This window comes from Shewanella sp. 10N.286.51.B2, from assembly GCF_041469265.1.
GTDB lineage: Bacteria > Pseudomonadota > Gammaproteobacteria > Enterobacterales > Shewanellaceae > Shewanella.
Map to the genome: position 1 here is coordinate 19,489 of NZ_JBFRKH010000005.1, position 13,199 is coordinate 32,687.

Genomic DNA, 13,199 nt, shown 5'->3' on the forward strand with positions numbered 1-13,199 from the left:
GTAATTGTATTGAATGGTTAGATCCTTCAACAGTGAGTCGAAAAACTGCTTTAATTAAGTCATAATTTTTATCGTTAATGCTGCTGAGTTTTATTGTGCTAACCCATATTGGTATTTTTGGGGACGGCCGATTCAGTACTGGTACTCTTTTTACTTGGTTAGGTATTTCATGTTTAAAAAAATCTCATTATGCATTTTAGCGATGGCTTCTTGGCAAGCATCTGCTGAGCAGTCTTATTTTTTTGATCAGCAAGATGGCCAATTTGATCTTGGCTATCACCTCGCTGAAAATGCCTATGGTTTTTTACCGGTTCCTATTTTAATTACTGAGCCTGCAGTTGGTGCTGGTGGTGGTTTGATGGGCTTGTTTTTGCACGAAACCGATGAAGAAAAAGAACTACGTAAACAAAAAGCCCTTGAGTCTATTGATGGCGGCGCCCAGTTAATTCCTGCAGCAATGACCTTGGTGGGCGGCGGCGCGACAGCCAATGGTACTTGGTTTGCTTTTGCGGGGCACCGTCATTCTTGGTTAAACGATAGTATTCGTTATACCGGCGGCGCAGGTGCTGCTAAGGCGAATTTAGATATTTATACTAATTTAGGTGGCTTACTACCTGAAGGGCAAAACCTCAAATTTGATACCACTACCGAAGCTTACTTTGCGATGCAAAAACTGCAGTTTAGAGTGGCTGATACGCCATTATTGTTGGGCTTAAAACAGCTATGGTCAGTGTCCAGTGTCTCATCATCAAACGCTGTAGTTGATTGGTTTTTGCAAACCGCACTGGGTGATAAACATACCACCTCAGGTCTTGGTTTGGTGGCCGAGTATGACACTCGAGATAATATGTTTTTCCCGAAAAAGGGTTACATTTTATCGGCTGAATACATGTTATATGATGAGGCGTTAGGTTCTGACAGTCATTACGGTACCTTAGATACCAGTGGCGAGTTTTATTTCCCTATTGCTAAAAAGTGGACCTTTGCGGTCGCTGCTAGTTATCAGGAATTGTATGAGAAAGACACCAGCCTTTCACCTACCACTAAGCCTTATGTTGATCTTCGTGGTGTATCAGCATTTCGCTATCAAGGTGATCAAGTCGGCACCTTACAAGCGCAGTTGATGTATCACATAGATCACCGCTGGACGGTATCGACCTTTTACGGTTACGGCCAAACAGAGACAGAGACGGAATCAATACAAGACAGCAGCGACTCCGTTAATGCTTATGGTGTTGGCTTTCGCTATCAAATTGCCAGACGTTACGGCATTCATATGGGGGTGGATGTCGCCGCCAGTGAAGAGGAGCGGGCATTGTATTTTAACCTAGGCTCGGGCTTTTAATCGTCAATCAGACACTTAAGCACATATTAATTGGCAATCAGTTTATATGTGCTCTTACCTTTATAAGTACTATTGAATTCAGTAGTAGTCAATATCATCTACCAGGGACTTAGTTATAATTCTTACACTTTTAATTAAGCACTTTTCGATAATAAAATTATATTTAACTGATAATTGATTACACTGTTTATATTGGGTTGTCTCTATGCCTGTATTTTACAAATAGTGTTGCTATTTTATCTTTGCTTATGTCTTTATTAACAATCTAATCATTTTGTAACTGCTGTAGGTTATTAATAATTAGGGTTTGAATAATTTAAGAAACTATTTTTATTAATTGCCATTTAATTTGTTGGTAATTTAAAGTGTCGCGGCGAGGCTTAAGATGTTTATTTGTTGTTGCTCAGGTGTTTGTTTGCGGCTTGATTGGTGTTTATTTTATGAGAAACACTTGTTGCAGCCAGGTTTTAATTTAAATTTTCAAAACTAATTTTATATTTATAATGTTATCAGTAGCAGTAGGCGAGTAGTACTGAATTGTTTTCTATTTTGGTCAGATTTGAAATTTATTGATCATTTCAAGAACAAGTGTCATTTCAATTGACTGGGACATAAGCTCTACCAATCATCACAATCATAAAAGCTAAGGTTTTGTAATTAAACATGGTGCCAAAGGCTAGAGTAAAATAGAGGTCTGAAATTTTGGTTTTATCTTATCTGTCTGTACTTTAATTATTTTATGTTTTTGATTGTGGCAGTGTCTTGCTGTCGAAACAATTCAGAGTGTTGTTTTTTATTCATATCTTGAGGGTTATTTTTATCCTAAGAGATACTTGTTGAATATATATGCTGTTTTTATATTAACTGAAATATTTACGAGGGGGTAAGTTAAGACTTAAGGTTTTTAGCCGTGAGTCTTAAGCTTGTTTTTCAAACTATATCTGTAATTTTTATTTTTACGTTTGTTACTAGTTTTCTGTCTCTTATTTAAATACGGGTAAATCAAGTCGTTTAATTCTTTGTTTTTTTGGTTTAACTCTTTTTGAAATAAAATGTTCACTTTACTTATTTGCATGTTTTATTTAATTTACTCCCGCCTTTACTGATGCTGAAATATTGCTTGAGATTAATTGACCAATCTTAATCTGTGGCAATAATTCGGCATACAGACATAAATAAAATAATTATCTGGAATAAATATGAAATTGAATGCTAAGAAACTTCTGCTTGCTACCAGTGTTGCAGCAGTACTTACAGGTTGTAATAGCTAATCAGACGATAAACCAAAAGACGATACCATTAGCATGGAAGTTCGTTTGATGGAAACCACAGATATTCATACCAATGTAATGCCATACAATTACTTCGAGAGCGCAGATCACAACGAAAACAATCTGCCTGAATGGGGCTTAGCGCGTACTTCTTTAGTGATTGCTGAAACGCGTGAAGAAGTCGCCAATAGCATGTTATTTGATAATGGCGATTTAATCCAAGGTAGCCCAATGGGTGACTACATGGCAGCGCTAGGTGCTGAGCATCTTAAAGATGACAAGCATCCGGTTTACAAAGCGATGAACCATTTAAAATATGATGCGGCTAACTTAGGTAACCACGAATTCAACTATGGCCTTGAATACCTAGATGAAGCACTTAAAGGTTCAGATTTCCCTTATGTTAGCTCAAACGTATGGAAAGCTGATAGCTCGCTTGAAAAAGTCAGCAACGCAGCTGAAGAGTGTGAAGTCCGCATTACTGAAGATTTTTATGACACCGCAGAAAATATCTATAACCCATATGTCATTTTAGACCGTGAGTTTATTGCCGAAAATGGTGAATCATACAATGTTAAAGTCGGTGTCATTGGCTTTACACCACCAGATATTATGGGCTGGGATGCTTCGCATCTAGTGTGTAATGTGATGGTTTCAGATATCAAGAAAACCGCTGAACATTTTGTGCCTATGATGAAGGCTGAAGGCGCAGACGTTATTGTTGCTATCCCGCATTCAGGCCTCAATGACAATAATGATGAGTTTGCTGAAAACGCAACCTTACACCTTGCTTATGTAGACGGTGTTGATGCCATTATGTTTGGTCACGACCACCGTGAATTCCCGAATGCAAATAATGAATACGGTGAAATTCCAGGGGTTGATCCTGAGCTTGGTTTAATTAATGGTATTCCAGCCATCATGCCAGGTTTCTGGGGTGCTAAGTTAGGGGTGATTGATCTTAAACTTAAATCTAGCGATGACGGCGAGACATGGACTGTTGACCATTCTCACTCTACAACCGAGCTGTGCTCACTAATTCCAAATGAGTCTGATGTCATCATCGAAGACTTAGTGGCTACAGAGCATGAAGGTACCGTTGATTACATGTCAGCAATGATTGCTGAAATCGATGTCAACATGAACAGCTTCTTCCCACAAGTGGTACCAGATTTATCCATGCAAGTGGTTAACCAAGCGCAACTTCACCAGTTAAATAAGTGGAAAGCAGAAGGCGAGTTTGCTGATGCATCTGCAGACGCTATCTTCATGTCTGTATCTGCGCCATTTAAATCTGGTCGTAATGGCGGCGCCGATTACACCAACATTCAAACTGGTGAGCTAACTAACGCTTCAGTTGCTGATATCTATGTATTTGATAACAATACCCCTGCCGTTTTAAAAATGACCGGTGCGGATATGAAAAACTGGATTGAGTGGGTTAACTCAAATGCTTATAACAGCTTACCATTAGCTGAAGGTGAGACTTTCCTTGTTGAAGGCTTCCCTGGTTATAACTTTGATGCCTTCTACGCTGGTTTTAACCAGTCAGGTGAAGGGCTACTTAAGTACACAATCAACGTTGAAAACCAATCAAAGTACACCAACATTAATGGTTGGGAATTTGATACAACAGACAGCAAGCAGTTAGTTGAGCTTACCTATAACGGTGTTGAAATTGCTGATGACGCAGAAATCTATGTGATCACTAACAACTACCGTGCATCTAACTCGCGTATGCCAGGTGTTGATAATGCTGAGCTAGTTAAAGAAGAAGCGGCATTTAATAACCGTGAATTGGTGCAGTTCTACTTAGCTGATCGTTTAGCTGAGCAAGAAGGTGATAACACCTTAGCCTTCCCGAACGCTAAAGTGTTTGAGCTTATCGCGCCAACGACAGAAAGTGTTTCATTTAGCTCAGCTAAACTTGAAGAAGGTATTCGCTGTGCAACTAATGAAATCACTGGTTTGTCTACAGACGGTGAAGACGGTACTAAAGAAGGTACTGAAGGTTTCACTATTTACAACTTTAACTTTGATTACAGCGGTGAATTTAACTGTAAAGCTAAAGGTCAGTAATGCTGATTTAGCATTAAAGTTTAGCATTAAAGTTTAGCATTAAAGTTTAGCGTTAAAGTTTAGAAAGTATAAAACCCTACTTAATGATCAGTAGGGTTTTTTTATGTGTTAAATTCAGTGATTTCTCGACATATTGATGCTGCTCACAGTTACGGAGCATCATTATTGCAGAGTGTGAACCACCTTAAGGTTTACCAGCGTAAAAGCACGTAGGTTATTACCATTGCTATTTTACTTTGCCGCTACAGGCAACTTTCAGTACAAGGATCTATCATGTTTGATTCAAAACCAGATAAAGCTTTTTTCGATCGCGCTAGTCAGTTTATTAATGTTGCTAATGAGTTTAATCAAAATCCCAAGGTAAAAACGGGTGAGGTAAGCGCTTCATTCATGTATTCCTTAACCCGCTACAATGCTTGGTTTACTTCTACTGGTTTTGATAATGCCGAAGAGATGCAGCAGAAAAAAGCTGACATGGTGGCCTATTACACTGAAGAGTACCGCAAGCTGCTTGAAGGCAACATGGAAGATTACATCCAAAACTTTGACCATTACCGTAAAACACAAAAGTAAACCTGTTGCTGCACAGCGCAAGATTATGATTTAAAAAATCCACTATTAGAGTATCGTTAAGATAATCGACAGTGGATTTTTTTATCGTTAATTATCTTGGTGTTGACGATTAAGCCCTATCAAGTGTCTCATTTTATACTCCGAGTAATGTTAATTACCCCGGCAACAACGGCATCGCAGTTTTGTTTCCAATAGAAACGGGCAAGACAAGATGACCAAGTTCCTATGTCGCGTTGTGCTTAGCAGTACTGAGTACTCTGCAATCTGCAATCTGCAATCAACAATGTGAAATGGGCTCATCAATAGGTGCTATAGCGCTAATTGTTGCCGATGCAGCCATGCTACCGGATTGCCTAACAGTGGTAACTGCCATACACCATAATGCTCATCATCTTGTAGGCGGTAGTAGCGAATATCATTATCGAACAATAGGCTGCGGCGCAACGAGCTGTAGAAAGTGAACAGTTCGCCTTGTTTTCCTAAATGTTGATCTGGAGTGAGGTGTTGATGATCAACGGTCATGAAAAATACACTTATGTTGTGACCTTCTTGCTCTATTTGTTGCTCATTAAATTGATAACGAGCTTGAAACTGTATCGATGCCCCATCGCAATTTAACAGGCTAATACAGGCATCAACCGTCATAATACCTGCTTTGTCTTCGTTGTAGAGCAAGGCCATCCTAAAATCGACTCTTACGATGTCACCAGATTCAGTCGGATAATAAATATAATTATTATAATGTTGCTCGGTTAATTCAGTTGTTTGTACAGCCGCTTTGGGTAAGGTTAATTGATTTCTGGACGGCGTGGTGGTGAGCTGTATCTTTTGCGTCAGCTGCTGTAGTTGTACTGCAGATATTAAGGCGTTATGGCTAACGGTATTGAGCAAGCCCGTTTGAGCGCAATCACCTTCTGGGCACATTGCTAAACTGTAGTAATGATTGTGTTGTCCTAGCCATTGGGGCTGGGATGGATTAATTATGGGCAGCGGCAATGAATCACAGTGATCTTCTGAGGTCGCCTCAATTACTGCTGTTAATGGATGTTGTTGGCATAACGTAAAAGGCAGGTTTACTGAAGACGGTTGCCATTGTCTATACCCTATAACGGCGATAATGATACTCAAAAATATCAATATAACCATAGCTTTGATGGTTAGGGTTGTACGGGGATTTTTGTTTTGCTTTGTGGCCTGTGGCGCGTTTAATGCGTAACCATGACGCGGAATGGTTTTAAGCTCTATTGACTCATCGCTGGCAAGCTTTCGTCTTAAGGTACTGATGCATTGATTGAGAGATGCATCAGTCGCATTGCGGTTAGGCCAACCAGCTGATTGTAAATCGGTTTTAGTGGCAACACCTTCAGCCAGTATTAGATGTTTTAATACTGCATTTTCTGAAAACGATAATGAGTGCTGCTCACCTGTTCTAGCATCCGTCAGGGTTTGTTTGTCAGAATCGAATAGCAAGTTGGCCAGCAACAACATGAAAATTCCTGAGTGCGTTAGAAGAGATATAATATAGCGAAATGTGGTTGATATTGATGTGAAAGTGGTCAAAGAATTTGACCTTCCTCAAATAAAAGGGGCATAAATGCCCCTTTGGTGGAGTGATGATGAATCTGGGGATTAATTCAATTTATGCTGTTGTTTGAGTTTGTCTAATTTATGGCAAGTCACACAGGATTCTGTTTCCAACTCATCCTTAGGCACACCAAAACGACCGCCATTTTGCTCCATATGAGCACGCACATGGGGCTTAATTACCATGGTATTGCTGTCTTCGTCATACCGCTTGGCATGGCATGAATAACAAGTTGCCGACACTGGGCTCACATAAGCATCGACGTTAACATCAGTGGCCGGATATGCTCTACTATCAGGGTCATAAGTCAGATCCAATGCTAAGGGTTTGCCTTCTTCAGTTAAACGCTCTGCACCAAAAGTGTCACCTTCATGACAACGGTAACAGTTGGCTTGGTTAGCGGGGTAATTTACTGAGCGGATCCAATCCGGTTGTTTCTGAGTTGCCCGCTGGTTGTTATGTAATGAATGCATCCAGATTTTATGATCTGGGTGACTCACAACGAGTTGCTCAACAAAGTCTTTGTCACCTTGCACAGTATGACGTTCGCGAATGGCTTGGGTCGGCGGAGTATTGGGATTATGACATGCGACACATGCATCAACGATATCAGCAGTTGAGGTGCCGTAGCCTTTACCGCGAGGCATCATAGGCTTAAATGCAATAGCTTCTTCACCGTCATTACCGGAGAAACAGGTCGTATTCGCCAGCTCGAGGTTTGACTCAGTATTGCGAGAGTGACAACTGCGGCAATTTAGCTCGGTAGTATCCGTTTCTTCATTGTAACCATGACAAGAACCGCAATTTTTGTTTGACACAATTGGGCGACGTTTAATTTCATCACGCAGGCCATTGGCATCAAAGAACCAACGTTTGTTATAGGTAGCATTGCTCTTAACGCCTTCGGCACCACAGGTCGCTGCTTGACCTAAATCATCCGTACAGAAAAAGACTCGATTCGAGATAAAGCCATAATTGTCTGAGGTATCACCTGCAAAGGTATCATTCATCTCAATAGGCCCGACCCGGTAAACAAGGTTGCCATCAACTAATGCATGCACAGGCGTTAAGGGGCGTAATCCGCTTTGCTCTGACGTCATTCGCTTGGTGGTTTTACCGTAAACGGTATAGCCGCGGCCTTGTCCCATGTGACCAGCAAGCCCTATACCGTCTTGTTGCCCTTGGGTGAAATTAACATCAATGCCCCAGTTTACGTACAACTCAAGCCCGGTTAAATAATCCCAATCTTTTGCTTCTGTGCTAGTAAAAGGCAGCGCTTGGCCTTGTTGATCTTCAAGTCCAACCACGATTTCTGCAAATGATTCACCTTCAACATCAACAATCTTCGCATCGCTAATGTTGACATTCATTAGGCTGCGGCCAGCGATACCGGCATCGGCTTTGCCTCGGTGTTTATCATAGACATGCTCGGCACTATGGCAGCTTGAGCATTGGCTGTTATCACTCATACCGCTATGATCGATGTTGGCTTCTTCTAAGTTATGACAACTAGAGCAATTTTCACGAGTTGGCATTGTTTGCCAGTTTAACGCTTCAGTGTGTTCGGTTGTTTCTTCATCGTTGTGACAAGCTAAACAGTTACCAACGGTCTCAGAGCTAACACCAATATGAGATTGATGAGCAATGATAGGCCATGTTTTATCATCATCGACTCTGCCTGCTGAGTGGCAAGTGGCACAGTTTTCTAGGCTATCACCGCCATGTTTAATGCTGGCAATGTCTTCATGACAGCTTAAACATGTTTGACTATCGACAATATTACGGGTGAACGATAGCTCAGAACCACCGACCATGTAATCAGTGTTTTGATATGTGGTCGGCACTAACTCAGTGCCATTTACGCGGAGGATAACGCGTTGGGGTAAACTTGCATCATAGCCATTTGGAAAGTAACTGCTATCGGCTAGGTTGGTACCCATTGTGTATTGGTATTGGCCGTTAGCAAAGTCGGTTAGCTCTCCTGGGCACTCTTCATTGCAGGTTTCGTTGAGCAGGTATTGCCAAGCAGAGCTATCACCATTAATTGGTGCGAGTAACTGAGCGGCTTCAACTCTAATGCTGTTAATTTTTGTGACAGGCGTCCCTTGTTCATTTTCAGCAGAGAATTTAAGGGTAATATTACCTTCAGAGACAGAAATATCTTCAATATCGAGGGATAAAACCTTCGCTGAAGGGCTGCTAGGTGGTGGTGAAATACCGTCTTCACCATCACGGCCATCGTTACCACACCCTGCCATAACAAGAGCGGCTAGTGACATGCTATATGCCCATATGTGCTTTTTATTGTTCATCATGATCATCTTAATTTTAGGATTATTAGTATTGCTTCCGCCGAGGACATTAGCTAAAGATGCGCAGATTTGATGAGTGAACTGTTTTAAAAATAGAGTTTTTTAGAGGGTTTGGCCTGATTTTAGATATTTTTAGCTTTTTTAACTGAAGCTGCTGGTAGTTTGGCTTTGAAAGTGGGGCATTCTAATAAATAAAATCCACTATCAGAGTATCGTTAAGATAATCGACAGTGGATTTTTTCTGATTTAGTTTTTTGATTTAGTTTGATGACTCATCACCACTAACCATTAACCACTAACCACTAACCATTAAGCCAATCAGCCTTTAATGTTATAGGCCCCAGTCGTGTTGAGTACCACGGTAATGGCAGCATCGCTGGTGTTTTTCCAATACCAACCATGGGCACCTGCAAAAGGGGTGGTTAATGAGCCTGTCACTTTATTTGCAGTACTGATGTTGTAGCTTTCATAGTAGCCAGTGGTATCGCCTTGGGGCTCACCGTGAAAGTCAAAAAACAACGGCGCTTCATCAAGGGTGTGCCATTGATAGGTTAAATGAGTAAATTGATTGAGCAGTAATTTATATTCCAACCCTTTGCCTGCAGGAATAACCACATTGACGCTATCCGATCTTACCGCTGCCGTTTTTCGGGCTTGTTTAATGTCTGCAACTAAGGGCGCGGTGACAATGACTAACGCTGCACTCTCTATATCATCTATACCCTCTACACTTTCTGTATTTTCAACAGTCCCTATTTCAGCTGCTTGAGCTATTTTGGTTAACCCTAAGGCTTTGCCAATACCCGTCGGGTCGATATTGTATTCAGCAGGTAATATGGCTGTGACCAGTACAATCGCGGCAATAACACCTGCGGCGATACTGGCTTTAATAAGCGTTGCTGTGGAGTGTACAGGAATAGTTATGGAGTGCACCGGAATAACTATTGGCTGCAACTGTTGTTCATTCTTGTTCATGTTTGTTCCTTAAAAAATGCGGTAAATGATGATGCATATTCCGGCTGATTAATTGATAAAATAGCCAGTTAATTGAAAGCCCACTAACATTAAGCCGCTGCTCATTAGCAAGGTATTGGCGGCGGTAGAAAACTGCAGGTAGCTTTTATGACGTCGCCATAAGCTCATCACGATCAGTATCAATCCCAATGCTAAAAATTGGCCGATTTCAACACCGACATTAAAGGCGATGATGTTGGCAACAAGTCCATCGCTGGGCAGCTGAAACTCTTGAATCTTGGTGGTTAAACCAAAGCCGTGAAACAGTCCAAAGATCATCACTGCAACCTTGGTATTAGGTTGAAAACCGAATAGGCGTTTAAAGCCGCCGAGATTATCAAAGCCTTTGTACACAATTGAAAATCCAATAATGGCATCGATAAGATAAGCATTAATCTGCACATTATTTAGCACCCCAAATAGCAGGGTTACACTGTGGCCGATGGTGAATAAACTGACGTAAATCAGCACATCTTTAGTGCGAAACAGAAAGAAAATTACCCCGACGAGAAACAGTAAATGGTCGTATCCAGTGACCATGTGTTTAGCGCCAATGTAAATGAAAGGGAAGATGGAAACGCCCTGATTTAAGGTAAGAAATTGCCGAGTGTCTTCATCAACACCATGGGCAAATAAAGAAAATGAAGCGAAAAGCCCCATGAATATCACCACCATTTTTATGGCAGTGGCCAGTGGTTGGCTCATTGTTGTAACTCCAATAAGTCACGCACAAATGCGCGTTATAAATATCGCTTTACGACTGAGCTCAATCATTGAAGCTCTGCTGAAATAACTCAGTTTGGCCTTGATGAATGCGCAGTCAGTTAAATCACTCTTATTATGAATATGATTATAAAGTCGCTGACTTATTGATGTGGTGGAGGTATAGGGGGAGCAAATTGGTAACTTTGATAATCTATTGGATTATCTGAAAGGGTATTGGTATGGGCAAATTCAGCGACAAATATGGATTCGAATGGTGGATGAGCCGCAGAGAGTGACTGATTAGAATGTTCATGATCAGCAGCGGACTTATCAGGGTTATTCGCTGCCAATATTTCTGCCTGTGATTCAGTGGCATTAAAGGGTGTTTTAAGTGTATTTTCAGCTTCTTGGTAAGGATGAGTGTGCTGTGATAAATCTGCATGGTGATGGGCAAGCACGATACCTGATGGATGTTCTCCGTGAGGGTATTGCACTGAGAATGCCGTACTAATAGTAAATAACTGACACAGCAATACCACTAACACTATTGATAGTGTCATAGGGGATAATGGCCTAGATGAAGATTGCAGTTTGGCCTGATCGTTATTGAAGTTCAGTTGTTTAAGCCTTGGCACCAAGTTGCGTCATTTATTCAGCTGATTAAATCAGATAAACCTTAAAACTACTAGAGCTGCAATTATTGGTCATCGCCAGTAAGGCAAACTAGACTTGAACAATCGTTCATTGTAAAATTGAGCAATCGTTCAATATAGATCTGAGACTAAGATTATGACTAAAGCAGCCAAATTTAATCGTGAGGAAACGATTCAAAAAGCGGCCAACCTATATTGGCAAAAAGGTTTTCACGCGACTTCAATGCGTAACCTGCAAGAAGTAATCGATTTACGTCCTGGTAGTATTTATGCCAGCTTTGGCAGCAAAGAAGGCTTGTTTAAAGAGGCCTTACAATACTATGCGCAAACGGGTGTTGAGATGTTAGCCCAGTGCCGTATTGATGCTGGCTCGCCCCTTAGGGCGTTAAAACTGTTTATTGAGCGCTCAGTGTTAGCCAACAAATCAACCGTGCCAAGTGGTATGTGTATGCTGGTTAAAACTGTGGCAGAATTAACCACAGACAATGCCGATTTATTAGCTGAAGCTAAAAGTGCCTTAGGGATGGTTGAGGCTGAATTTGCCGCACTACTCACTGAAGCGCAGCAGTTAGGTGAGTTAGATACGACTCAAGACCCACAGGCGTTAGCACGTTTTATTCAAGTGCAGATAATTGGTATTCGTACTTATGCCCATGCCAATCAAGATGACGATACCATTCAAACTCTCATTGATGGTGTATTTGAAAGTTCGCAATTAATGCCTGGCCATTAAAAAGCGTTTGATTGTTGCAATGGCAATGCAGCGGCTAGGGACAAAGAGCACTAAAGTAAAACCTCTAAATAAATGATTTTATTTTTAAGGGATGAATATGGCTATTACACTGGCTTTTGATGTTTATGGCACGCTAATTAACACCCATGGGCTGTTGGCACAATTGCAAACGCTGGTGGGTGATAAAGCCTTTGGGTTCTCAACTACTTGGCGCGAGAAACAATTAGAGTATTCGTTTCGCAGAGGCTTGATGAACAATTATGTTCCTTTTAGTGAGTGTACCCGCCAAGCGCTAGATTATACCTGCCTGTATTATCAAATATCTTTATCTTCAAGCCAAAAACAAGCCTTACTAGAATGCTATAAAACCTTGCCAGCATTTGCAGAAGTAAAGCAAGGCTTGCTGGCATTTAAAGCCCAAGGTTATCGGTTATTTGCCTTTTCAAATGGTACTGCCAAAGCGGTTGAGCAATTATTGCAAACAGCAGGCCTTATTGAGTTATTTGAAGCGATAGTGAGCGCCGATGAGATCAATACCTTTAAGCCTAATCCGGCTATTTATCAGCATTTTTTGCAAGTGTCAGGCTCAGTCGCCAGTCAAACTTGGTTAATCTCCAGTAATTCTTTTGATGTGACGGGGGCTATATCGGCAGGGCTTAAAGCAGCTTGGGTTAAGCGATCACCAACGGCGATATTTGACCCTTGGGAGATTCAGCCCAATGTGATCGCGACTGATTTACTAGCATTAGATAATATGATGAGCCAATTTGCGATTAAAGAGACTTAACGCCGCAGTGATAACATTTACCAAAGCTTATTTAGCAGTGAAGTTAATGAGCCGTGCTCTAAAAGCTTAAAGCAGAACGGGATAAATCCCATCAACAGCGGGTTCATAAACTAAAAAACGGATGATATTTATCATCCGTTTA

The 13,199-nt window shown here is 41.1% G+C and carries 11 protein-coding genes; 6 read left to right on the plus strand and 5 right to left on the minus strand.

Features of this window, described 5'->3' with window-relative positions:
• Positions 1–169 precede the first annotated feature (169 nt).
• The 4 genes from AB4140_RS01010 to AB4140_RS01025 all read left to right on the plus strand — a co-directional run bounded on the left by AB4140_RS01010 (position 170) and on the right by AB4140_RS01025 (position 5,268).
• On the plus strand, positions 170–1,345 hold the full coding sequence (locus AB4140_RS01010; RefSeq protein WP_303502916.1) for a BamA/TamA family outer membrane protein: 1,176 nt from the start codon (positions 170–172) through the stop codon (positions 1,343–1,345).
• Between the two features lie 1,199 nt (positions 1,346–2,544).
• A complete protein-coding gene (locus AB4140_RS01015) occupies positions 2,545–2,616 on the plus strand; it encodes a lipoprotein (protein ID WP_371999451.1) in 72 nt (23 codons plus the stop codon).
• Positions 2,617–2,649: 33 nt separating this feature from the next.
• Complete coding sequence (locus AB4140_RS01020) at positions 2,650–4,695, plus strand: bifunctional 2',3'-cyclic-nucleotide 2'-phosphodiesterase/3'-nucleotidase (RefSeq protein ID WP_371999423.1); 2,046 nt, start codon at positions 2,650–2,652, stop codon at positions 4,693–4,695.
• 273 nt (positions 4,696–4,968) lie between these two features.
• Complete coding sequence (locus AB4140_RS01025) at positions 4,969–5,268, plus strand: DUF3144 domain-containing protein (protein WP_102530823.1); 300 nt, start codon at positions 4,969–4,971, stop codon at positions 5,266–5,268.
• 309 nt (positions 5,269–5,577) lie between these two features.
• On the opposite strand, the gene AB4140_RS01030 is transcribed toward AB4140_RS01025, so the two are convergent.
• The 5 genes from AB4140_RS01030 to AB4140_RS01050 form a co-directional block, all read right to left on the minus strand.
• Positions 5,578–6,756, minus strand: coding sequence for a winged helix-turn-helix domain-containing protein (locus AB4140_RS01030; protein ID WP_102440318.1), 1,179 nt, complete (start codon positions 6,754–6,756; stop codon positions 5,578–5,580).
• Between the two features lie 141 nt (positions 6,757–6,897).
• Positions 6,898–9,168: a multiheme c-type cytochrome gene (locus tag AB4140_RS01035; RefSeq protein ID WP_371999426.1), complete on the minus strand. Its 2,271-nt coding sequence runs from the start codon at positions 9,166–9,168 to the stop codon at positions 6,898–6,900.
• A 315-nt stretch (positions 9,169–9,483) separates the two neighbouring features.
• A complete protein-coding gene (locus AB4140_RS01040) occupies positions 9,484–10,140 on the minus strand; it encodes a hypothetical protein (RefSeq protein ID WP_198589289.1) in 657 nt (218 codons plus the stop codon).
• A gap of 48 nt (positions 10,141–10,188) precedes the next feature.
• A complete protein-coding gene (locus tag AB4140_RS01045) occupies positions 10,189–10,884 on the minus strand; it encodes a HupE/UreJ family protein (RefSeq protein ID WP_371999428.1) in 696 nt (231 codons plus the stop codon).
• A gap of 161 nt (positions 10,885–11,045) precedes the next feature.
• A complete protein-coding gene (locus AB4140_RS01050) occupies positions 11,046–11,444 on the minus strand; it encodes a hypothetical protein (RefSeq protein ID WP_371999430.1) in 399 nt (132 codons plus the stop codon).
• A gap of 229 nt (positions 11,445–11,673) precedes the next feature.
• On the opposite strand from AB4140_RS01050, the gene AB4140_RS01055 reads away from it, so the two are divergent.
• Both AB4140_RS01055 and AB4140_RS01060 read left to right on the plus strand, forming a co-directional pair.
• Positions 11,674–12,270, plus strand: a complete 597-nt coding sequence (locus AB4140_RS01055; protein ID WP_102440316.1) for a TetR/AcrR family transcriptional regulator — start codon at positions 11,674–11,676, stop codon at positions 12,268–12,270.
• Positions 12,271–12,367: 97 nt separating this feature from the next.
• A complete protein-coding gene (locus tag AB4140_RS01060) occupies positions 12,368–13,057 on the plus strand; it encodes a haloacid dehalogenase type II (RefSeq protein WP_371999432.1) in 690 nt (229 codons plus the stop codon).
• Positions 13,058–13,199 lie beyond the last annotated feature (142 nt).

Coding starts and splice junctions, on each gene's coding strand:
- AB4140_RS01010 (WP_303502916.1), top strand. CDS start 170: ATGTTTAAAAAAATCTCATTATGCATTTTAGCGATGGCTTCTTGGCAA.
- AB4140_RS01020 (WP_371999423.1), top strand. CDS start 2,650: ATGGAAGTTCGTTTGATGGAAACCACAGATATTCATACCAATGTAATG.
- AB4140_RS01025 (WP_102530823.1), top strand. CDS start 4,969: ATGTTTGATTCAAAACCAGATAAAGCTTTTTTCGATCGCGCTAGTCAG.
- AB4140_RS01030 (WP_102440318.1), bottom strand. CDS start 6,756: ATGTTGTTGCTGGCCAACTTGCTATTCGATTCTGACAAACAAACCCTG.
- AB4140_RS01035 (WP_371999426.1), bottom strand. CDS start 9,168: ATGATGAACAATAAAAAGCACATATGGGCATATAGCATGTCACTAGCC.
- AB4140_RS01040 (WP_198589289.1), bottom strand. CDS start 10,140: ATGAACAAGAATGAACAACAGTTGCAGCCAATAGTTATTCCGGTGCAC.
- AB4140_RS01045 (WP_371999428.1), bottom strand. CDS start 10,884: ATGAGCCAACCACTGGCCACTGCCATAAAAATGGTGGTGATATTCATG.
- AB4140_RS01050 (WP_371999430.1), bottom strand. CDS start 11,444: ATGACACTATCAATAGTGTTAGTGGTATTGCTGTGTCAGTTATTTACT.
- AB4140_RS01055 (WP_102440316.1), top strand. CDS start 11,674: ATGACTAAAGCAGCCAAATTTAATCGTGAGGAAACGATTCAAAAAGCG.
- AB4140_RS01060 (WP_371999432.1), top strand. CDS start 12,368: ATGGCTATTACACTGGCTTTTGATGTTTATGGCACGCTAATTAACACC.